This is a genomic window from Dactylosporangium sp. NPDC049140 (assembly GCF_040648435.1).
This window is the reverse complement of sequence record NZ_JBEZDS010000004.1, coordinates 40,010-60,071: the sequence shown is the minus strand read 5'-3', so window position 1 is coordinate 60,071 and position 20,062 is coordinate 40,010. Positions and strand designations below refer to the sequence as shown.

The 20,062-nt window shown below is 72.9% G+C and carries 21 protein-coding genes; 8 read left to right on the top strand and 13 right to left on the bottom strand.

Features of this window, described 5'->3' with window-relative positions; translation table 11 throughout:
- Positions 1-21: 21 nt before the first annotated feature.
- A complete protein-coding gene (locus AB0B76_RS09115; RefSeq protein ID WP_360371885.1) occupies positions 22-729 on the bottom strand; it encodes a peptidylprolyl isomerase in 708 nt (235 codons plus the stop codon).
- Between the two features lie 72 nt (positions 730-801).
- Positions 802-3,558: a cellulose binding domain-containing protein gene (locus tag AB0B76_RS09110; protein WP_360371882.1), complete on the bottom strand. Its 2,757-nt coding sequence runs from the start codon at positions 3,556-3,558 to the stop codon at positions 802-804.
- A gap of 108 nt (positions 3,559-3,666) precedes the next feature.
- On the opposite strand from AB0B76_RS09110, the gene AB0B76_RS09105 reads away from it, so the two are divergent.
- Complete coding sequence (locus tag AB0B76_RS09105; protein ID WP_360371879.1) at positions 3,667-4,710, top strand: hypothetical protein; 1,044 nt, start codon at positions 3,667-3,669, stop codon at positions 4,708-4,710.
- A 14-nt stretch (positions 4,711-4,724) separates the two neighbouring features.
- Here the strand turns inward: AB0B76_RS09105 and AB0B76_RS09100 are convergent, their stop codons facing one another.
- Together AB0B76_RS09100 and AB0B76_RS09095 are read right to left on the bottom strand one after the other, a co-directional pair.
- Positions 4,725-5,078 (bottom strand): DUF1304 domain-containing protein, encoded by a 354-nt coding sequence (locus tag AB0B76_RS09100; protein ID WP_360371876.1) that lies wholly within the window; start codon positions 5,076-5,078, stop codon positions 4,725-4,727.
- A complete protein-coding gene (locus AB0B76_RS09095) occupies positions 5,075-6,043 on the bottom strand; it encodes an NADP-dependent oxidoreductase (RefSeq protein WP_360371873.1) in 969 nt (322 codons plus the stop codon). Before AB0B76_RS09095 ends, AB0B76_RS09100 begins: the two co-directional genes overlap by 4 nt.
- A gap of 60 nt (positions 6,044-6,103) precedes the next feature.
- Between AB0B76_RS09095 and AB0B76_RS09090 the strand changes: the two genes are divergently transcribed.
- Both AB0B76_RS09090 and AB0B76_RS09085 read left to right on the top strand, forming a co-directional pair.
- Entirely contained in the window at positions 6,104-6,682 is a 579-nt protein-coding gene (locus AB0B76_RS09090) for a helix-turn-helix domain-containing protein (RefSeq protein ID WP_360371870.1), read from the top strand.
- The gene (locus AB0B76_RS09085) at positions 6,679-7,533 is read left to right on the top strand and encodes a phosphotransferase (protein ID WP_360371867.1); all 855 of its coding nucleotides are present in this window, start codon (positions 6,679-6,681) and stop codon (positions 7,531-7,533) included. The genes AB0B76_RS09090 and AB0B76_RS09085 overlap by 4 nt, the downstream gene beginning before the upstream one ends.
- A gap of 4 nt (positions 7,534-7,537) precedes the next feature.
- Here the strand turns inward: AB0B76_RS09085 and AB0B76_RS09080 are convergent, their stop codons facing one another.
- The 3 genes from AB0B76_RS09080 to AB0B76_RS09070 all read right to left on the bottom strand — a co-directional run bounded on the left by AB0B76_RS09080 (position 7,538) and on the right by AB0B76_RS09070 (position 10,995).
- The gene (locus AB0B76_RS09080) at positions 7,538-7,735 is read right to left on the bottom strand and encodes a hypothetical protein (RefSeq protein ID WP_360371864.1); all 198 of its coding nucleotides are present in this window, start codon (positions 7,733-7,735) and stop codon (positions 7,538-7,540) included.
- 38 nt (positions 7,736-7,773) lie between these two features.
- On the bottom strand, positions 7,774-8,241 hold the full coding sequence (locus AB0B76_RS09075; RefSeq protein WP_360371861.1) for an ABC transporter substrate-binding protein: 468 nt from the start codon (positions 8,239-8,241) through the stop codon (positions 7,774-7,776).
- A 315-nt stretch (positions 8,242-8,556) separates the two neighbouring features.
- Positions 8,557-10,995, bottom strand: coding sequence for an FAD-dependent oxidoreductase (locus AB0B76_RS09070; protein WP_360371858.1), 2,439 nt, complete (start codon positions 10,993-10,995; stop codon positions 8,557-8,559).
- A 315-nt stretch (positions 10,996-11,310) separates the two neighbouring features.
- On the opposite strand from AB0B76_RS09070, the gene AB0B76_RS09065 reads away from it, so the two are divergent.
- A complete protein-coding gene (locus tag AB0B76_RS09065) occupies positions 11,311-11,604 on the top strand; it encodes a DUF4193 domain-containing protein (RefSeq protein WP_360372717.1) in 294 nt (97 codons plus the stop codon).
- Positions 11,605-11,622: 18 nt separating this feature from the next.
- On the opposite strand, the gene AB0B76_RS09060 is transcribed toward AB0B76_RS09065, so the two are convergent.
- From AB0B76_RS09060 to AB0B76_RS09050, 3 genes are read right to left on the bottom strand one after another with little or no spacing between them, the layout of a single operon-like run.
- The gene (locus AB0B76_RS09060; RefSeq protein WP_360371855.1) at positions 11,623-12,531 is read right to left on the bottom strand and encodes a ribonuclease Z; all 909 of its coding nucleotides are present in this window, start codon (positions 12,529-12,531) and stop codon (positions 11,623-11,625) included.
- On the bottom strand, positions 12,518-13,303 hold the full coding sequence (locus tag AB0B76_RS09055) for an aminoglycoside phosphotransferase family protein (protein WP_360371852.1): 786 nt from the start codon (positions 13,301-13,303) through the stop codon (positions 12,518-12,520). The genes AB0B76_RS09060 and AB0B76_RS09055 overlap by 14 nt, the downstream gene beginning before the upstream one ends.
- A gap of 18 nt (positions 13,304-13,321) precedes the next feature.
- Complete coding sequence (locus tag AB0B76_RS09050) at positions 13,322-13,798, bottom strand: MarR family transcriptional regulator (RefSeq protein WP_360371849.1); 477 nt, start codon at positions 13,796-13,798, stop codon at positions 13,322-13,324.
- A gap of 151 nt (positions 13,799-13,949) precedes the next feature.
- Between AB0B76_RS09050 and AB0B76_RS09045 the strand changes: the two genes are divergently transcribed.
- Positions 13,950-15,020, top strand: a complete 1,071-nt coding sequence (locus tag AB0B76_RS09045) for an alkene reductase (RefSeq protein WP_360371846.1) — start codon at positions 13,950-13,952, stop codon at positions 15,018-15,020.
- Between the two features lie 78 nt (positions 15,021-15,098).
- On the opposite strand, the gene AB0B76_RS09040 is transcribed toward AB0B76_RS09045, so the two are convergent.
- The 3 genes from AB0B76_RS09040 to AB0B76_RS09030 all read right to left on the bottom strand — a co-directional run bounded on the left by AB0B76_RS09040 (position 15,099) and on the right by AB0B76_RS09030 (position 17,257).
- Positions 15,099-15,731 carry an HNH endonuclease family protein gene (locus AB0B76_RS09040; RefSeq protein WP_360371843.1) on the bottom strand — a complete coding sequence of 211 codons (633 nt, stop codon included), beginning with the start codon at positions 15,729-15,731 and terminating at the stop codon, positions 15,099-15,101.
- Positions 15,732-15,825: 94 nt separating this feature from the next.
- Positions 15,826-17,052 carry a phosphoglycerate dehydrogenase gene (gene serA, locus AB0B76_RS09035; protein ID WP_360371840.1) on the bottom strand — a complete coding sequence of 409 codons (1,227 nt, stop codon included), beginning with the start codon at positions 17,050-17,052 and terminating at the stop codon, positions 15,826-15,828.
- Between the two features lie 19 nt (positions 17,053-17,071).
- Entirely contained in the window at positions 17,072-17,257 is a 186-nt protein-coding gene (locus tag AB0B76_RS09030; protein ID WP_360372714.1) for a hypothetical protein, read from the bottom strand.
- A gap of 26 nt (positions 17,258-17,283) precedes the next feature.
- Here AB0B76_RS09030 and AB0B76_RS09025 point away from each other — a divergent pair, with 26 nt between their 5' ends.
- The 3 genes from AB0B76_RS09025 to AB0B76_RS09015 all read left to right on the top strand — a co-directional run bounded on the left by AB0B76_RS09025 (position 17,284) and on the right by AB0B76_RS09015 (position 20,040).
- Positions 17,284-17,907: a hypothetical protein gene (locus tag AB0B76_RS09025; RefSeq protein WP_360371837.1), complete on the top strand. Its 624-nt coding sequence runs from the start codon at positions 17,284-17,286 to the stop codon at positions 17,905-17,907.
- 264 nt (positions 17,908-18,171) lie between these two features.
- Positions 18,172-19,287 carry a hypothetical protein gene (locus AB0B76_RS09020; RefSeq protein WP_360371834.1) on the top strand — a complete coding sequence of 372 codons (1,116 nt, stop codon included), beginning with the start codon at positions 18,172-18,174 and terminating at the stop codon, positions 19,285-19,287.
- Between the two features lie 78 nt (positions 19,288-19,365).
- Positions 19,366-20,040 (top strand): GNAT family N-acetyltransferase, encoded by a 675-nt coding sequence (locus AB0B76_RS09015; protein ID WP_360371831.1) that lies wholly within the window; start codon positions 19,366-19,368, stop codon positions 20,038-20,040.
- Positions 20,041-20,062 lie beyond the last annotated feature (22 nt).

Below are 20,062 nucleotides of genomic sequence, written 5' to 3'. Positions count from 1 at the left end.
GCCGGTGCGGGCGCATAGCCGCTAAGGGTAGGTGACGGTCACCGCCTGCAGGACGATCTCGAGCTTCGGGAAGCCGCCGGTGCCCGTGGGGTCCTCCGCGGCCAGGCCGCCCGCCGCCACGCGGTCGACGATGTCCATGCCCTTCGTGACCCGGCCCAGCATCGTGTAGTCCGCCGGGATGGCCGGGTTGTCCTTGTAGTCGAAGAAGAACTGGCTGCCGTTCGTGGCCGGCCCGGCGTTGGCCACGGCCACGGTGCCGCGGGCGTACGGCGCGCCGGTGTTCTCGTTCTGGTAGCGGTAGGCGGGGCCGCCGCTGCCGGTGCCGGACGGGTCGCCGCACTGCAGCACCCAGATGCCCTCGACGGTGAGGCGGTGGCACTTGGTGTTGTCGAAGAAGTGCTTGCCGGCCAGGTAGGCGAAGCTGCCCGTCGCGCAGGGCGCCTTCAGCCCGTCGAGGGAGATCTCGATCGGCCCGAGGTTGGTGGTGATGTGCATGGTGGCCGGCGCGGCCTTCGGGCTCGCCGGCGGGGTGCCGACCTCAGTCGTGCTCCCGGTCGCGTCCGGCGTGTACGTGCACCTGGCCGCGCCCCCGGCGCCGGTCGCGGCCTGCGACGAGCCGGACAGCGGGCGCCCCGCGCCCCGGGTGAAGGTGATGGTCTTCGCGGAGCACCCGGCGAGCAGGAGGGCGGTGGCGGTAAGGACGGTCACGGCACGGCGGCGCACGGTCACGTGAGCACCTTATGCGAAACGGCAGCGCCGGTCCCCGCGGTTGGCGTCGCGGGGACCGGCGAGTCGGCCGGGCTAGCTCACCGAGCAGCCGGTGCCGTTGAGCGTGAACGCCGTGGGCTTGGCGTTCGTGGAGTTGTTCCAGCTGCCGAGGAACCCGAAGTCCACCGATCCGCCGCTCGCGGCGATGGTCTTCGTGTAGTCGGCATTGGTGATTGTCACGTTCGCCCCGGACTGGGCGTTCACGCCGCCCCAGATCTGGGTGATCGTCTGGCCGTTGGCGAAGGTCCACTTCAGCGTCCAGCCGTTGACGGCGGCGGAGCTGTTGTTGGTGATCTTCACCGCGGCCTGGAAGCCGCCGCCCCACTGGCCGGTCACGCTGTACGCGACGTTGCACGCCCCGGCCGGGACGCTTGACGACGCGGAGCGCGACGGCGAGGTGGACGCCGACGGGGAGGTGGAGCGCGACGCGGAGGCCGACACCGACGGCGACGCCGAGCGCGACCCGGACGCCGAGGGCGAGACCGAGTACGACGGCTGCGGGCCGGTGCGGTCGCCGTAGATGATGCCGCGGCCGTTGGTGCCGATGTAGACGCGGCCGAAGATCCGCGGGTCACCGGTGATCGCCTCGCCGATGTTGCCGTACTGGTGCTGGTCGTCGTTCACCCGCAGCCAGCTGGCGCCGGCGTCGTCGGAGCGGAACACGCCCTTCTTGCCGTCGACCGTGCCGACGATGAACACCGCCGGGTTGGTGCGCCCGGGCGCGGCCTTGCCGAAGCCGACGTTCACGGCGGCGGTCGCCGTGGTGAGCTTCGTGAACGAGGTGCCGCCGTCGGTCGAGCGGTACAGGCCGGTGTCGCCGGCCAGCCAGACCTCGCCGGTCGCGCCGGCCACGGCCTTGAACTTGGCGGTCGTGGGCAGGCCGGTCGCGGCGGTCGTGAAGCTGGCGCCGCCGTTGTGGCTGACGTAGAACGAGCCGCCGGAGTAGCCGTAGAACGTGTTCGGGTCGACCCGGTCGGACTCGACTATCGCGTTCTGCGGGATGCCGGTGGACTGCGTCCAGGTGTTGCCGTAGCCGACGGAGTACACCACGGCACTGTTCTTCGGCGCCCACAGGAACCGGGAGCCGTCGGCGTTGGCCGCGATGGTGCCGCCCTCGTTGATGCCGCCCGGCTCGCTGCCCTGGAACCAGTTCGCGCCGCCGTCGGTGGAGAACGCCGCGTGGCTGTCGTTGGGCCGGTCCGAGTCGGTGAAGTTGCCCGCGCGCACCATGACGCTCGGGTTGAGCTCGGCGTAGTCGAGGCTGGTCGTCGAGGTGAACGTCGGCTGCTTGAACATCGCCGCCGGCACCGCGTCGAGGCTGGTGTGGCGGAAGCCGCCGATGTCGCCGAGCGCGGAGATCAGCGGGGCGCCGGTCGGCGGGCTGATCAGGTCGAGGACGGCGGTCTCCTCCAGGCCTGGGGCCATGGGCTTGATGGTGATCTGGCCGCCGGAGTCCCACAGGTTCAGGTCGGTGCTGCCGTAGATCGTGGCGCCGGTGCCGTACATGAACCGGCTGGAGTTGAACGGGTCGATCTCGACGGCCTCGTTCATCCAGCCGAGCTTCGGCGTGACCTCGGGCGGCTGCGGGTTGGTGCCGAAGTCGAGCCAGGGCGACCGGGAGATATCCATCTTGTACCGGAAGCTGCGGTTCGGGTAGCTCGTCCAGTCCCAGATCCGGGTCCAGGTCGCGCCGCCGTCGGTGCTGCGGAAGAAGATGGCGTCCGGCCACCACGACACCTGGGTGGCGACCATGAGCGTGTTCGGGTGCTGGCGGTCGATGGTCAGGCCGCTGTAGCCGAAGTAGTCGTCGGAGCTGCTGGACGGGATGGGGCTGATCTGCGTCCAGGCGCCGGTGGCGGTGTTGTACTTCCACACGTCGCCCTTGCCGCCGTCGTACGGGCCGCCGGTGTCGCTGGTGGCCAGGTACAGGAAGCCGCCGGACGTGTCGAGCACGCCCTTGTGGGCGATGTACCCGGTCGGCTGCCCGGCGATCCGGGACCACGTGGCGCCGCCGTCGGTGCTGCGGTACACCGTGTTGTCCTTGTCGGCCACGCCGACGTAGATGGTCTGCGTGGTGTTGCCGGCGGTGCCGGTGCGCTTGTCGAACGTCACCCAGATGACGCCCTGGTTGTCGGTCAGGTACCCGTTGGGGTCGGACGGGTCCTGCGCGTAGTTGCCGGGGTTCGGGAACGCGGTGACCTTGGACCAGGTGACGCCGGAGTCGGTGCTGCGCCACAGGCCGTTGCCGCTGGGCGCGCCGAAGTACAGGACCGAGTTCTTGTTCGGGTCGATGGCCAGGCGCTCACCCATGCCGCGGCCGGGCATGTTGCCGCCGAGCTTGAACGGCAGGGGCGTGGTCTGCCAGGTGGCGCCCTTGTCCGAGGAGCGCAGGATCGCGCCGTTGTTGGGGTCCCACGAGTTGGTGTACATGCCGGCGGCCACGTACACCTTGTTCGGGTCGACGGAGTCGGTGGCCAGGCTCGCGACGCCGTTGTAGCCCCAGTTGTCCTGCCCCACCCAGTCGAGCAGGGGGACCCAGCGGTTCGTGGCGGTGTCGAGGCGGTACGCCCCGCCGATGTCGGTGCGGGCGTAGACCAGCCCCTGTTGCGACTGGTTGAAGATGATGCCCGGGACGAAGCCACCCCCCTCGATCTGCACGTTCTTGAACGCGTACGGGTCGGCGGCAGCGGCGTCAGCGGGCCGCACGGCGGTCTGGACGGCGACGCCGATGGCCGCGACCGCCACGGCCGCCACGGCCGCGGCGCCGAGCCTCTTCGATCTGTTTCGCATGCGCGGATCGTGTGAGCCGCCACACTCCCGGGTCAACGCGCCCCTGGTCGGGGGCAGGTCAAGCGCTTCGACAGTATGAAACTCTCACGGGGTTGCTACGTTGCTCTTGTGACCGGCCGCCGCCCCCTGATCGCGCTCGCCGTGGCCCTGGTGGCGGGCGGCGCGCTGCTGGCGACGGTCAACCGGTCCTCGACGCCGCCGCCGGTGCCGGCCCCGGCGCCGGCCGCCCCGGCCATGGAGCGCCGGCCGGCGTCGATCACCGCGAAACTCCCCGACGGCGCGGACTACACCCCGCTGTTCTACGCGACGGCCGAGGTCTCCGCCGGTACGGCCCCGGCGCCCGACGGCACCGCCGACCGGCTGCTGCTGCGGTCCCCGTCGGGCGACCTCGAGCTGGCCCGGCGCGACAAGGCCCGGTTCGCGCAGTTCCTCGGCTTCACCGCGGCCGGCGGCAACCTGTACTGGGCCGAGAGCTCCGCCCGGCCCGAGGGCGACTACGAGACCCGGCTGTGGCGCGCCCCGCTCGACGGCTCGGCGGCTCCGGCGTCGCTGACCACGGACACCGGGGCCGTGGTGTTCTTCGACTCGGAGTACGACCTCGTCGTCGCCGACGGCCGGCTGCACTGGGTGGCGGCCGCGCCCGGCGACGCGGCCCGCACCGAGCTGCGCAGCGTCGCCGTGACCGGCGGCCCGGTGACCACGACGCCGTTCGAGGGCCGGTTCCGGCACACGGCGTGGCCGTGGCTGCTCTCCGTCGACGACCAGGCCCCGCTGACCCTCGCCGACCCGCTGACCGGCGAGCGGCGGGTGGTGACGAAGGCGGCCGCGGAGTCGGTCGTGTGCACGCCGGCGTGGTGCCGCTCGATGGTGACGGCGGCCGGCGACCGGTACCTGTTCGAGGCCCGCCGCCCGGACGGCACGGACCGCCGCCGCATCCCGGGGAACCTGATTGCGATCAGCGTCGACACGGCGGTGGCGGGCCGCTACGAGCTCTTCACCGAGTACCGCGCCGAGCGGGTCGCGCTGGTGGCGTACGACCTGCAGACCTCGGCGCTGCTGACCCTGACCGCGGACGCGGGCGTGTCGGCCGCGAAGGCGGGCGTGGTCTGGTGGAGCGAGGGCGGCGCCTGGCGGTCGGTCGACCTTCGTTAGGCCGCCGCACGACCTCAGCGGGCGAGGAGTACCGCCGCCAGGGCGAGGGCGCCGGGCAGCGCCTGGACCAGCAGGATGCGGCGGTTCGCGGTCGCGGCGCCGTACAGGCCGGCGACGATCACGCAGATCAGGAAGAAGACCTGGAACGCGAGGCGGTCCGCGATCAGCCCGTAGGCGAGGCCGGCGACGAGGAAGCCGTTGTACAGGCCCTGGTTCGCGGCCAGGGCCTTGCTCGCGACCGCGAACTCCTCGGTCGTGCCGAACGCGGCCCGGGTCCGCGGGGCGGTCCACAGGAACATCTCCAGCACGAGGAAGTACAGGTGCAGGAGGGCGACGACTGCGACGAGGACGTCGGCGGCGATCTTCACGCCCGCGAGCGTACCCGCACCACGAGCTTGCCGGTCTTGTGCCGCCGCGCGAAGTCGGCGAGGGCCGTTATGGCGTCGGGGAAGGCGTACTCGCGGTCGATCCGGGCCCGCAGCCGCCCCGCCGCCGCGTCGGCCGCGACGTCGGCCATCCCGCCGTACCGGCCCTCCATGTCAAGCACGAGCCGCACGTCGATGCCGGCGAACGCGGGCGGCGGCGGGAACGTGATGGTCAGCAGCCGCCCGCCGGGCCGCACCGCGGCGGCGACGGGCCCGAGGCGGTCGCCGGGCAGGACCAGGTTGAGGGCGGCGTCGACGCCGGACGGGTACTCGTCGTAGCCCGCGGTCCCGGCCGCGCCCAGGGACCGGACCAGGTCCGCCTCCCCGGGCCGGGCGGTGGCGACCACGTGCGCGCCGGCCGCGGCCAGCAGGGGCAGCACGGCGGTGCCGACGCCGCCGGTGGCGCCCACCACGAGGACCCGCTCCCCCGGCGCGATCGCGGCCGTGGCCAGCAGCGCGCGGGCGGTGAGCCCCACGGTGGGCAGGGCGGCCGCCTGCGCGATGCCGACGGCGTCCGGCCGGTGTGCCAGGAACGGGGTGTCGGCCTCGAACACCGCGTACTCGGCCAGGGCGCCCGTGCTCAGCGACGAGCTGCCCATGTGCCGCAGGGCCCGCGGGGTGGCGAAGCCGAAGATCTCGTCGCCGGGCGCGAACCGCGTCACGCCCGCGCCGAGCGCGGTGACGGTGCCGGCGAAGTCGTTGCCGGGGATGTGCGGGAAGGGCAGGTCGACGGCGTCGCGGAAGTCGCCGGCGGGCAGGCGTACGTCGGCGGGGTTGAGGGAGACGGCGGCGATGCGCACCTGCAGCTGCCCGGGCCCGGGCTCGGGCGCCGGGACCTCCTCGATCGCGTGCTCCTCGGGCGGGCCGTACCGGCGGGCGACGACGGCTTGCATGCTCAAACGGACCATGCGGTCACCTTAGGGAAAGCGGACCGCCCGGTCAACATCGCCGCTTGCTAACTTGGTGCGGTGACCCGACCGCTGCGCGCCGACGCCGCGCGCAACCGCCGCCTGCTGCTCGCGGCGGCCGCCGACGAGTTCGCCGAGCGCGGGCTCGACGCCTCGATCGCGGACATCGCCCGGCGGGCCGGGATCGGCAAGGGCACGGTGTTCCGGCACTTCGCGACCAAGGAGGACCTGATCGCGGCGATCGTGCTGGACCGGGTCGAGGGGCTCATCGCGGCCGGGCGGCGGCTGGCGGACGCGGCCGACGCGGGGGCGGCGCTGCTGGAGTTCATGACCGTCGCGGCCGAGCAGCGCCAGCAGCGCGACCTGAGCTTCCTGCACGCGGCCAACGAGGGCAACGCCGAGGTGGCCCGCGTCCACGGCCGCCTGGTGGAGACCGTCGACGCGCTCGTCGGGCGGGCCCGCGGGCACGGCGCGATCCGCGCCGACGTGACCGGCACCGACGTGTTCCTGCTGATGTGCGCGCCGAACCACGTCGCCGAGCAGGTGCCGGGCGCCCCGCCGGACCTGTGGCGGCGCTACCTGGCGATCCTCTTCGACGGCCTGCGTCCCGAGGGCGCCCACCCGCTGCCGGCCGCGTGAGCGACGAGGCCGCATGGCTCGACGACCGGCTCGCCGAGGCGGGGCGGCGCCGCACCGGCGCGCTCACCGTGCCCCGCGTTCGGCCCTGGGGCACGGTCATGCGCGCGGAGACCGACGGCGGCGCGGTCTGGCTCAAGCTCCCGGCCGCCAGCACCGCGTTCGAGGTGGCCCTGTACCCGCTGCTGCACCGGCTGGCCCCGGTCCACGTCCTCGAGCCCCTCGCCGCCGACCCGGCGCTCGGCCGGCTGCTGCTGCCCGACGGCGGCCCGACCCTGCGCGACCGGCCGGCGGAGTTCGCGGCCGCCCTGCCCCGCTACGCCGAGCTGCAGCGCGCCCTGGCCCCCGCCGTCGACGACATGCTGGCCATCGGCATGACGGACATGCGCCCGGAGCGGCTGCCGCAGCGGTTCGACGAGATACTCGACGCCGTCGGCACCGTGCCCGAGGTCCGCGGCCGCCGGGCCTGGTTCGCCGACATCGCCGCGGCGCTGGCCGAGTCCCGGGTGCCGGCGAGCATCGACCACGCCGACCTGCACCCCGGCAACGTGTTCGCCGACGGCGGGCGCTGCTACGACTGGGGCGACAGCGTGGTCGGGCACCCGTTCGGGTCCATGCTCGTCGCGCTCGGCCCGGACGACCGGGCGCGGGACGCCTACCTCGAGGCCTTCACCGACCTCGCCCCGCGCGCGGAGCTGCTCGAGGACCTGCGGCGGGCCCGGATCGCCGGCAACGTGATCCGGGCGCTGACGTGGCAACGCGCGATCGCGGCCGATCCCGCGACGCGCTTCGCGGACGGGCCCGCGGTACACCTGCGGCAGTTGCTGACCGCCGAGCCGTGGGCCTGCCCGTGACCCGTCACTCCTCCTCGGGGACCTGCGTGTCCTCGCGGTCGGCGTCGTGGGCGTGGCCGGTCAGGCCGCTGACGATCGCGTCCACGGGCTGGCCGATGTAGTCGAACGCCGGCACGGCGATCTCCTCGGCCTCGTCGCGAATGGTGTCGAGGTCGATGGCGTCGTCGACCCGGGGTACTCCGTGACGCTCGGTGCTAGACATACGACCCCGATATCCCGGCCCCGCGGCGGCCAAACCTGTCAGCCCGAAACGCGGGCGTAGAGCGACGGGTCCGCCGGCTCGATCCGCGCGGTGATCCCGGCCCGGGCCAGGGCGGCCGGCACGGCCTCGGCGGTCTTGAGCGAGCGCGGGGTGTCGGTGCCGGCGATGACCGTGGCGAACCCGTCCGGCTTCCCGCACTGGCGCAGCTCGTCGCGGGCCTTGTCGACCTGCGGCTTACCGGACCTGGTCCGGTACGGGTCGAGCCCCTCGTCGTAGCCCGGGATGCCCGGCGGCAGCATGCCCCCGGCGATCTGCCCGGCGCCGCGCGCGGTCTGCACCGCGCTCTTGTCCACCGCGTACTGCACCGCGCGCCGGCAGTGCACGTTGTCGAACGGCGCCACCTTCGTGCTCATCGCCGCGTACTGCACGAACCCGGTCGTCGGCTGGTCGGCGTTGCGCTTGAGCTGCGGGTCGAGCAGCACCTTGGCCTGGCTCGCGGACTGCACGCCGCCCTGCCCGGCGTCGGCGTCGGCGGTGTGGCCGTCGTTGTCCAGTCCGCCACGCCCGCGAACGAGTACGTGCCCGACGCCGAGGCCGGCCCGCCGGTGGTCATCGCGACCGGCAGCCCCAGCGCGACCGCCGTCAGGCCAGGTCTTCTGATCCGCATGTCCGTCCAGCTCCCCCGTGTCGGCGTGGGCGGCATTGCGCGCGCGTACGGGCCACCCAGCGCGGCCCGTGGTGGGCGGCCGCCGCGTGCCCGCCCACCACACAGCATGTGCACAGTTGGCCACGCTGGGTAACATGTTGCGCTCGACGTGCTACTAGCCTTTACCCCGCACGCGCTCGCTCGCGGGGTCGTACAGGGGCCGCAGCGAGGCGCGCGCCGGGTACGTCACGCCGGCGATCTCCACCGTCAGCGGGGCCGCGTCCAGCCAGGCCTGGTCGAGCGGCTCGGACCCGGCGTCGAGCATCGCCAGCCCGACCGCGCCGCCGAGCGTGTGCCCGTAGGAGGCCGCACGGACGTAGCCCACGTCGCGCCCGTCCCGCCGGACGACCTCCGCGTGGTGCAGCAGGGCCTTGGGGTCGGTGACGAGCACCTGCACGAGCCGGCGGGTCAGCGGGCCGCGGGCCTTGCGGGCCAGGACGGCGTCGCGGCCGATGAAGTGCTCCTTGTCCAGCGCCACGGCGAAGCCCAGCCCGGCCTCCAGCACGTCGTCGGTGTTGTCGATGTCGTGGCCGTAGTCGCGGTACCCCTTCTCCAGGCGCAGGCTCGCGAGCGCCTTGAGCCCGGCGTGGCGCAGCCCGCGCCCGGCCCCGGCGGCCACCAGGCGGTCGTGGACGTGCACCGCCTGCTCGGCGGGGATGTAGAGCTCGTAGCCGAGCTCCCCGACGTACGTGATGCGCAGGCACAGCACCCGCGCGAAGCCGATCTCGAGCTCGGCCGCCCCGCGGAACGGCAGCGTGACGTCGGCCGCGGCGGCCGCGGCGAGGATCTCCCGGGAGCGGGGACCCTGGACGTTGAGCTGCGCCCAGCCCGAGGTGACGTCGGCGGCGAAGGCCAGCCGGCCGTCGAGGTGGCGGCGCAGGCGGGCGAACGCGTGGCGGTGGGCGGTGTCGGAGGCGACGACCCAGAACCGGTCCTCGTCGAGCCGCGTGACGGTCAGGTCGGCCTCGATGGTGCCGCCCTCGTTGAGCCACTGGGTGTAAGTGACCCGGGCGCCCTGATCCGGATCGGCGACCCGGTTCGCCGAGAGCTCCTCCAGCGCGGCGGCGGCGTCGCGGCCTTCGACCAGGAACTTCGCCATGAACGACATGTCCATGAGGACCGCGTCCTCGCGGGCGGCGCGGTGCTCGGCGGCCCACTGCGGGAACCAGTCCGGGCGCCCCCAGGACGGCGTGGGCTTGCCTTCGAAGCCGTACACGTCGGGCATCTCCCAGCCGGAGACGTCCCGGCGGTACGGCTGCAGCGGCTCGACGCGGTCGTGCAGCGGCGAGCGGCGGGCGTCGCGGCCCGAGGTGAGCGCCTTGTTCGGGTAGTGCGTCGCGTACACCTGCCCGAGCGCCTCGACGGTCCGGACGGCCCGGTACTCCCGGTTGCGCTGGTAGGGCTGGAGCCGGTCGATGTGCATGCCGGTCACGTCGACGTCGGGACGGCCCTCGGTGATCCAGGCCGCCATCGCCCGGCCGATGCCGCCGCCGGTGAGGATGCCGATCGAGTTGAGCCCGGCCGCGACGAAGTAGTTGCGCAGCTCCGGCGACTCCCCGAAGACCGGGGCGAGATCGGGGGTGAAGCTCTCCGGGCCGCAGAAGAAGGTCCGCACCCCGGCGGTCGCGGTCACCGGGATCCGGGCCATCGCCCGCTCCAGGTAGGGCGCCATCCGGTCCCAGTCGGGGGGCAGCGTGCCGAACGAGAACCCGTCGGGCACCCGGTCGACGCTCCACGGCGCGGCCGCGCCCTCGAACAGCCCGACCATCAGGCCGCCGGTCTCCTCCCGGAAGTACCCGAAGGAGCCGGGGTCCTCCAGCACCGGCAGGTCGGCGGTGACGCCGTCGATGGGCTCGGTGATGAGGTAGTAGTGCTCGGCCGCCTGCAGCGGCACGCTCACCCCGGCCTCCTCGCCGAACTGGCGGGCCCACATGCCGGCGCAGTTCACCACGAACTCGGCCTCGACGTCGCCGAAGGGGGTGCGCACGCCGGTGACCGTGCCCCGGCGGCGCAGGGTGCCGGTGACCGGTACACCTTCCCGGATCGTCGCCCCGAGCAGGCGCGCGCCCTTGGCGAGCGACATCGTGACGTCGACCGGGTTGGCGCGGCCGTCGTCGGGGACGTAGAACCCGGCCAGGATGTCGTCGGTGCGCGCGAGCGGGAAGAGCCCGCGGACCTCGGCCGGGGAGATCTCGTGGACGTCCACGCCGAGGTGCCGGTTGAAGGCGGCGACGCGGCGGTACTCCTCGAGCCGCCCCGCGTCCGCGGCGACCTCGATGAACCCGCATTGCCGCAGGCCCGTCGACAGCCCGGTCTCGTCCTCGAGATGCGCATAGAGGTCGCGGGTGTACTGTCGCATCCGGGTCGAGGTCTCCGACAGCGACCCGAACGTGACGATGAGCCCGGCGGCGTGCCAGGTGGTCCCGGCGGTGAGGCGGTCGCGCTCGAGCAGCAGCACATCGCGGACGCCGGCCTTGGCCAGGTGATACGCCACGGATGTCCCGATGACACCACCGCCCACTACGACCACGTGGGCACGCTGCGGAAGGTTCATGCCGAAACTGTAGTGGCCCCTCTGCCGCGTTCCTCCATTCGGCCAGTCCGACGTCCCGACCTGCGGTTCTCTGGGCGGCGCGGCAACATTCGCGCCGAGAATCCCAAAAGTCCCCGCACAGGCGACGCGGCGAGGTAGCCTCGTGGGCGCTGCCGCTGTTGATATGTCCACAGTGGACCAAATCGCGCCGGAACGGGGGTGAACCGGTGTGAGCCGGAACACTCCTGGATTCATTCATGTCGGTCGGGAACACATCCGAGGCCGGCGGCGTTCGTTACACAACCAAGTCACCAAGAGAGGGTGAACGCCATGGCCATCAGCACCGACTACGACGCGCCACGCAACCCGGTCGGAGCGGATCTCGCCGAGGACAGCCTCGAGGAGCTCACCGCACGCCGGGCGAACGGCCAGTCGGCGTCCGTCGACGTGGACGAGAACGAGGCCGGGTTCGAGCTGCCCGGCGCCGAACTGACCGACGAGGAGCTCACGGTTCCGGTCGTACCCATGCGGGTCGACGAGTTCCGCTGCTCGAGCTGCTTCCTCGTGCACCACCGCAGCCAGCTGTCCCGCGAGAAGAACGGCGCGCCTATCTGCACCGAATGTGACTGATCTGACCGGAACCGTCGCTCAGCCGCGGATCTTGACTCTGGTCAGGTCCTCGGCCACGACAACCTCGCCTTCGAACACCGCTTGCGCCTCCCGCATATATCGGAGGCGTGACTGGTCGTCGTAGCGCTGCGAGAAGTGGGTGAGCACGAGCGTGCGCACCCCCGCATCCGTGGCCACCCGCGCCGCCTGGGCGGCGGTGAGGTGCCCGTGCGCGACGGCCAGTCCCTCGTCCTCGGCGAGGTACGTCGACTCGATCACGAGCACGTCGGCCCCCTCGGCCAGTGCCCGGGCGCCCACGCAGAGCCGCGTGTCCATGACGAACGCGAAGCGCTGCCCGCGCCGGGGCTCGCTCACGTCCTCCAGCCGTACGCCGCGCAGCTCACCCGCCCGCTGGAGCGCGCCGACGTCCGGCCCGGCGATGCCGTGCTCGCGCAGCCGCTCGGGGATCATCCGCCGCCCGTCGGCCTCGACCAGCCGGTAGCCGAAGGCCTCGATGCCGTGGTCGAGCCGGTGCGCCTGCAGGGTCCAGCGCTCCGTCGCGGCCAGGGTCAGCAGCCCCTCGCCGGCGATCGGGCGCTTCGCGATCCGGGCGGTGTCGTGGAACGGGGTGGCGTGGCGGAGGCGGTCGAAGTACACCTCGCCGGAGCCCGGGAAATAGGCCTGCACGTCGTGGCGTGAGCCGTCCAGCGAGATGCGCTGGACGACCCCGGGCAGGCCGAGGCAGTGGTCGCCGTGCATGTGCGTGAGGCAGATCCGGGTGATGTCGCTCGCGGCGACGCCGGCGTGGGCCATCTGCCGCTGGGTGCCGTCGCCGGGGTCGAAGAGGAACCCCTCGCCGTCCCAGCTCAGGAAGTATCCGTTGTGGTTGCGCAGGCGGGTCGGGACCTGGCTGGCCGTGCCGAGCACGACGAGTTCACGGGGCGACATCGCCGCGACTGTACCGCCGGCTCCACGCGATCCGCGCCTCGGTTTCGCCGATGACGCCCGCGGCCGCCCAGTCCGCCTGCGGCTGCAACCCCTGCGCGGCGAGCGCCCGGACCCGGGCGAGCACCAGCTCCTGCGCCGCGACGACCTGCGCGATGAGCCCGTCGGCGGCGATCCCGTACGCCCGCGCGAACACCTCGATGCGTCGCCGCCGGTCGGGCGGCCCGGGGTGCGCGTAGCTGCGGACGGCCTCGTCGTCGGGCCGGAACGGGGCCACGTACTCCAGCGCGTAGGCGACGTCGTGCACCGGCGGCTGCGGCCAGGCGTAGTCCCAGTCGAGGATGCCGACGGGCCGGCCGTCGCGCCAGACGAGGTTCCAGGGCCCGAAGTCCCCGTGGCAAAGGATCTCCCCGTCCCCGAACGCCCCGTCGTGCCCGGCCCAGGGCCCGGCCGGCCGGAACCCGGCCACGGCCTCGTGATACTCCCGCAGCAGCCGCGCCATGGCCGCGAGCCCGTCCTCCCGCGCGGCGTGGCGCCACCCGGCCCCGCCGGACTCGCCCTCCAGGTAGGTGAGCACCTCGCGGCCCTGCTCGTCGATGCCCAGGAACCGCGGCGCCCAGGGGAGGCCGGCGCCCTCCAGGTGGGCCAGGAGCCCGTGGACGGAGGCGCTCCAGGGCTGGACCGGCCGGCGGACCGTGGCGCCGATGCGCACCACGGCCCGGTGCGGATCGTTCTGCAGTACCGTGCCGGCTTCGACCGGTTCGCGGGGCGCCATCCCGGCGACGGTACCGCGTCAGCAGGTGGCGTCCCGGTGCGTGGTCCGCGGGGTCGGCCGGCCGTTGTCGGCGCTGTCGTCGAGGAGGCGCTCGAGCAGCGGCGCGAGGCTCCTGCGTTCGGCGTCGGTCAGGCGTCGCAGAATCATGTTGCGCTGGGCCACCGCCGCGAAGATCTCGTTGCGCACCGCCATTCCGGCGTCGGTGAGCGCGAGCAGCTTGACGCGGCGGTCCTGGCCCGGCACCCGGGTCAGCAGCCCGCGCTGCTCCAGCTGGTCGGCCAGATTCGTGACGTAGGAGCGGTCGCACGCGAGGTGTTCGGCCAGGTCCCGCATGGGTGCCGGCGTGGTGAGCAGCACGATCGCGCGCGCGAGCGACACGGGCAGGCCGAGTTCGGCCACCGTGTCGGCGAACTCGGCCTTCGCCTGCTCGGCGATCTCGACGAGCATCCCGGCCAGCCGGCCGGCCTCGGCGAAGCGGGCCTCCTGCGCTGTCATGCGCTCCACAATACTGCACCGACTCAATGGTTGACCTAGTCACGTATCGCGCTACAGTGGCACATGCGTGACCTGCTCAATGATTGACCGAGTCAACAATAGGACCGTGGAAGTCCGGCGCCGCGGGACTCGACCACAGGAGCGAACGATCATGACCACCGCTTTCGAACCGTTCCGCCTGGGCAGCGTGGAGCTGGCCAACCGGATCGTCATGGCCCCGATGACCCGCGGCCGGGCCTACGGTCCCGACGCGACGCCGACCGACCTGATGGCCGACTACTACGCCCAGCGCGCGAGCGCCGGCCTGATCGTCACCGAAGGCACCCAGCCCTCGATCGTCGGACAGGGCTACCCCGACACCCCCGGCCTGCACTCGGCCGGGCAGGTCGACGCCTGGCGGAAGGTCACCGACGCCGTACACCGGGCCGGCGGCGTGATCTTCGCGCAGCTCATGCACGCCGGCCGGATCGGGGACGCCGGTTTCCTGCCGGGCGACCTGGTCCCGGTCGGCCCGTCCGCGGTCGCCGCGCAGGGCCAGGTCTACACCCACGAGGGGCCCAAGCCGTTCCCGACGCCGCGGCCGCTGACGGAGGCGGACATCGCGCAGACCGTCGACGACTTCGCCCGGGCCGCCCGCAATGCCATCGCGGCCGGGTTCGACGGCGTCGAACTGCACGGCGCCAACGGCTATCTGATCCACCAGTTCCTGTCGTCCAACGCCAACCGGCGCACCGACGGCTGGGGCGGCACCATCGAGGGCCGCGTCCGGTTCGCCACCGAGGTCACCACCGCCGTGGCCGCCGCGATCGGCGGCGACAGGGTCGGGCTGCGCATCTCGCCCGGCAACCCGCTGCACGACATCGCCGAGGACGACCTGGAACAGGCCTACAAAACGCTCGTGGCCGGCATCGCCGGGCTGAGCCTCAGCTACCTGCACATCGTGGAGGCCCCCGGGCGGCGTGCCCTCACCGCCGGCCTGCGCGCCCAATGGCCCGGTGCCCTGATCCTCAACCCGGACACCCACCCGGCCCCGACCGGCCCCGACGCCCTGGCCCTCATCGAGGACGGCACCGCCGACCTGATCTCCTACGGCGCGCTGTTCCTGGCCAACCCGGACCTGCCCGCTCGGCTGGCCGGCGGCGGCCCGTTCAACACCCCGGACCGGACCGGGTTCTTCGGCGGCGACCACCGTGGCTACACCGACTACCCGCCACTGGCCTGACCGGAGCCGTGCCCGGTCGCCACGGCGGCGCACCCGTCGAAGCGGAGTGCGCCGCCTGCGCCCGCGGGCGGCTCGGCCTCAGCAGGCGTTGAGCATCGACTGCAGGGCCGTCTTCTCGGCCGACTGCAGCTTCAGGCCGTAGGTGTACTTCACGCTGATCCACATCCGCGCGTAGGTGCAGCGGTAGGAGGTCAGCGGCGGCTGCCAGGTCGACGGGTCCTGGTCGCCCTTGGACTGGTTGACGTTGTCGGTCACGGCGATGAGCTGCGGGTGCGTGAGGTCGTTGGCGAAGCTCTGGCGGCGGGCCGTGGTCCACGCGCTCGCGCCGGAGCGCCAGGCCTCGGCCAGTGGCACCACGTGGTCGATGTCGACGTCGCCGGACGCGGTCCAGGTCGCGCCGTCGTACGGGCTGTACCAGCGGCCCGACGTGGCCGCGCAGGCGCTGCTCGTGACCACCGACGTGCCATCGCGCTTGAGCACGGTCTCGCGCGTGTCGCACGAACCGCTGATGGTGATCCAGTGTGGGAACTGGTCCCGGCTGTACCCGCTCATCGACCCCTCGCTCGCCACGGTCAGCGCGTTGAGCTGCGTCTGCGCCGTGGCCTTGGACGGGATCCCGGGCGGGGTGGCCCCGGCCGGGCCGGCGAGCGCGGCGACTGTGCCGGCGCCGGCGAGGGCGACCACGGCGGCCGTACGGACAACCCTGAGCATGCGTGCTCCCTTCGGATGCGTTGGGAGCACGCTTTCGCCCGGTCGTGAACGAGACCAGTATCAGATGTGTCGTTTAATCGAAGGTTCTCGATATTTAGGACAGGACGCGCAGCTGGACCGTCGTGGCCATGCCGGTCAGCTGGGCCAGGATCTCCTGAGGGTACTGGGCCGCGACGTCGGTGAGCAGGTAGCCGTACTCGCCGCGGGTGGCCAGGATCTGCCCCTCCACGTTGACCTTGTGACCGGCGAAGATGCTGTTCACCTCGGCGAGTACACCCGGAACGTTGTGGTGCAGCAGGGCGATGCGGTGCGTGTCCGGCAGCTGCTGCAGGTTGAGCGACGGCAGGTTGACGCTCAGCGTGGTCGAGCCCTCGGCGACGTACTTGTGCAGCTTCTCGGCCACGAACGCACCGATGTCGGACTGCGCCTCCTCGGTCGAGCCGCCGATGTGCGGCGTGAGGATCACGTTGGGCAGGCCGCGCAGGGCGGAGACGAACTCGTCGCCCTTGGCCTTGGGCTCCTGCGGGAACACGTCGACCGCGGCCCCGGCGAGGTGGCCGTTGTCGAGGTGCCGGCGCAGCGCGTCGTGGTCGATGACGAACCCGCGGCTGAGGTTCAGGAAGATGCTGCGGGGGCGCATCTTCGCGAACTGCTCCTCGCCGAAGAAGCCGCTGTTGCCCGGGCGGCCGTCGACGTGCAGGGTCACGATGTCGGCGACCTCGAGCAGCTCGTCGAGGGAGTTGCAGCGCACGGCGTTGCCGAGGGTGAGCCGCTCGGAGGTGTCGTAGAAGTACACCCGCAGCCCGAGATTCTCGGACAGGACCGACAGCTGCGTGCCGATGTTGCCGTAGCCGACGATGCCGATGGAGCGCCCGCGGACCTCGTGCGAGCCCGCGGCGTCCTTGTTCCACACGCCGTTGTGCATGTCGGCGTTCTTCTCGGTCAGCCGCCGGGTCAGCGAGATGATCTCGGCGATCGCCAGCTCCACCACGCTGCGGGTGTTGGAGAACGGCGCGTTGAAGACCGCGATGCCGGACTCGGCGGCGCAGCGCAGGTCGATCTGGTCGGTGCCGATGCAGAAGGCCCCGATGGCGCGCAGGTGCGGGGCGGAGGCCAGGACGTTGGCGGTGACCTGGGTCTTCGATCGGATGCCGAGCAGGTGTACCCCGTCGAGCTTCGCGATCAGCTCCTCCTCGTCGAGCCCGCGCCCGACGGTCTCGACCTCGTAGCCCTCGGAGCGCATCCGCTCGACCGCGATCGGGTGGATGTTTTCGAGGAACAGGACCCGCACGGGGTCGGCCTGGGATGTCAGTGGCAGCACACTCCTACCCTAGGTGACCTCAGTTGCCACTGGTACGTGAGCCGCGACTCGTCCCGTCCTGTGCGACCGCGTGCCGTGTACGCAGCTTGTCCCTGATCTCCTCCGGCGTGTACGCGCGCCGCTGCCGCTCGGCCCGTGCCACCAGGACTCCCGTCGCCGCCACGCCGACGACACCGGCGAGGCCGACCACCTTCCACCACTTGATGCGCATGAGGCCCTAGGGTAGTCCCGGTGATGGTCGATCTCGACGAGGCCGTGCGAATGACCCGCACGGGTGACCTCTGGGTGTTCCGTGGCCGTACGACCGCCGACCGTGCCATCCAGACGCTTACCAACAGCCCGGTCAACCACGTCGGCATGGCGGTCGTGCTCGACGACATGCCGCCGCTCATGTGGCACGCGGAGCTGGGCCGGTCGCTGCCGGACCTGTGGACTGGCACGCGCCAGCGCGGGGTGCAGCTGCACGACCTGCGCGAAGCGGTGCTCGTCTGGGGCCGCCGCTACGGCCAGCGCGCCTGGCTGCGCCAGCTGTTCCCGGAGGTCGGTCCGGCCATGGAGGACGCCGTGCTGCGCACCGTCGCCCGCCTGGACGGCACCCCGTTCCCGTCGACGGCCCGGCTGGCCGGGCGCTGGTTCAAGGGCCGCCTGCCCCACCTGCGCGAGCCGACGAGCGGCAGCCTCGAGACCGCGTACTGCGCCGAGGTCGTCGCCGTGACCTACGAGGAGATGGGCCTGCTCGCGAAGGGGCGGCGCGCCAACTGGTACGACCCGGGCAAGTTCTGGAGCGGCGACGACCTCGAGCTGCAGCACGGGGCGGCGCTGGGCGAGGAGATCGCCGTCTCGCTGCCCGGGTGAACCCGCGGTAGCGCCGCGGCGACCCCGCGGGCAGGCAAGAAATCGACACATGGCGCCGGCGGTAGGGTGAATTCGACACGTACGGTATCGTCGCGCCTATCGGACTTTTCGCCCGTCAGGCCATAAATGTGGATATATTGCGGCGGGGCGTGTCCGAAATATCGGCATCAATTGGGCGGCCGTTGTCGGATGGCCAGAAGTCCATCAGCAGATCTGTACGTTCGGAGTGCTGAGTCCGCCAACGGGCCACGGTAGCGTTCTCGCGTGAAGGTGCAGCCCTTGCAGCCCCTCGACCACGCCGCCACCCAGCCACTGCCGTCCCCGGCCGAGATCGAGGCCGCGCGGGCCACCCAGCCACTGCCGTCCGCCGCCGAGATCGCCGCCGCCCTCCGAGCCGCCGTGCCGAGAGCCCCGCAGGCCGTTGTCGTCCCGCAGGCCGTTGTCGCCCCGCAGCAAGCCGTTGCCGTGCCGCGCGCCGGGGCCGTTTCCGCCGCGCCCGCGGACATCGCCGCCGCGGTTCGCGGGGCCGTCGCGCCGGTCGCCGACGTCCCGGTCGCGGTGTCCGTGGGCTTCGTCATGCGCCAGGTCACCGCGGCCGACCTGGGCGCGTCGCCGGACAACCTGATCCTGGCCCGGCTCGACGCCGACGTCGAGACCACCCAGCCGCTGCCGTCCCCGGCCGAGGTCGCGGCCGCCGCCGCGGAACGCACCGCCGCCCAGCTCGCCGCCCGGGAGGCCGTTCAGGCCGTCGCCGCCCGGGACGCCGTCATCCAGGGTGAGACAGAGGCCGACGCCGACGCCGACGTCGACGTCGTCGCGCGCCGGGCCATCGCGGCCGGCTTCGGCGCACGGCCCGACGAGGAGGTCCTCGCCGAGCTCGGGGCCGACGTCGACGACGCCACGCAGCCGTTGCCGCCGCCCCCGCCCAGGGAGCACCCGGTACACCGGCCGCCGACCGCGATGATCGCCACGCTCGCCGCCGGGGTCCTCGTCGTCGGGGCCGTGCTCGTCGTGCTCATCGGGCGGATCGACCGGCACCCGTCCGTCGCCGAGGACGTGGCGCCGCAGACGTTCTCCTCGCCGCGGGCGCTCGTCGACTACCTCGACCGGCGCGGGCTGCCGTGCACCGGGTACGAGGCCGTCGAGGCCGCCGCCGTGGTCGTCAAGGCCGGCGAGCGCGGGCGCTGCACGGCCGGCGGGCGCCAGGTCGGCGTCGGCGTGTACGCGGGGCACGACGAGGCCGAGGCCCAGTGGGCCGCCGAGGCCGGGCGCGGGCCCCTGTTCATGGCGCTCGGCGAGAACTGGACCGTGGACGGACCGGCCGACTGGACCAAGCGCGTGGCCGACGTGATGAGCGCGCAGTACCGCGCGCAACCCTAGGGCTGTGTCGAAGCAGGGGCCGGAGCGAGGCCGCCGCGGCCCGGCCATCACCTTCGCCACAGCCCCTAAGATGCTCATGTGCTCGATCCCTTCCTGCGCACGTGGCTCGGAAGCTGGCCGTCCCCCGGGGGCCTCGTCGTCGTCGGTACCCCGTTACGGGAGAAGCCCCGCTGGGACGGGGGCGAGCAGCGGGCCCTCGGCGTGACCGACGGCGACGGCAACGGCGTGCTCTCCGTGCCGCCCGGCGCCCGCGACGCCGTCGCCCGGCTCGTCGCCGCGACCCCGCCCGGCGCGCTCGACGCGGCCCTCGCCGAGCGGCTCCCGTCCCTGGTCGGCCGGCCCGAGCAGCGCTTCTTCACCGGCGTGTTCCGGTGGTCGGAGATGCCGGCGGCGATGGACAGCGCGGGGGAGTGGGAGCCCGCCGACGCGCCCGGGATCCCCGACTGGCTGCGGCCCTTCCCCGGCCAGGTGCTCATCGCGCGGGAGCCGGGCACCGGGGAGTACCTGGCCGGGGTCGGGCTCAAGCCGCACGGGCCGTCCGGGGTCGAGATCTCGGTCGGCACGGACGAGCGGGCCCGCGGCCGGGGGCTGGCCCGCCGGCTCGTGTCCCGGGCCGCGCGCCGGATCGTCGCCACCGGCGCGGTCGCGATCTACCTGCACGACCCTGAGAACACGGCCAGCGCCCACGTCGCCGACGCGTCCGGCTTCCCCGACGAGGGCTGGCGCATCCTCGCCCTGGCCGGCGCCGCGTAACGGCTGGACTGGAAATCCGCAG

Excerpts from the sequence above, each read along its gene's own strand:
- AB0B76_RS09110 (WP_360371882.1), bottom strand. The coding sequence starts at position 3,558 with ATGCGAAACAGATCGAAGAGGCTCGGCGCCGCGGCCGTGGCGGCCGTG.
- AB0B76_RS09095 (WP_360371873.1), bottom strand. The coding sequence starts at position 6,043 with ATGGTCCGTTTGAGCATGCAAGCCGTCGTCGCCCGCCGGTACGGCCCG.
- AB0B76_RS09080 (WP_360371864.1), bottom strand. The coding sequence starts at position 7,735 with ATGTCTAGCACCGAGCGTCACGGAGTACCCCGGGTCGACGACGCCATC.
- AB0B76_RS09070 (WP_360371858.1), bottom strand. The coding sequence starts at position 10,995 with ATGAACCTTCCGCAGCGTGCCCACGTGGTCGTAGTGGGCGGTGGTGTC.
- AB0B76_RS09060 (WP_360371855.1), bottom strand. The coding sequence starts at position 12,531 with ATGTCGCCCCGTGAACTCGTCGTGCTCGGCACGGCCAGCCAGGTCCCG.
- AB0B76_RS09055 (WP_360371852.1), bottom strand. The coding sequence starts at position 13,303 with ATGGCGCCCCGCGAACCGGTCGAAGCCGGCACGGTACTGCAGAACGAT.
- AB0B76_RS09050 (WP_360371849.1), bottom strand. The coding sequence starts at position 13,798 with ATGACAGCGCAGGAGGCCCGCTTCGCCGAGGCCGGCCGGCTGGCCGGG.
- AB0B76_RS09045 (WP_360371846.1), top strand. The coding sequence starts at position 13,950 with ATGACCACCGCTTTCGAACCGTTCCGCCTGGGCAGCGTGGAGCTGGCC.
- AB0B76_RS09040 (WP_360371843.1), bottom strand. The coding sequence starts at position 15,731 with ATGCTCAGGGTTGTCCGTACGGCCGCCGTGGTCGCCCTCGCCGGCGCC.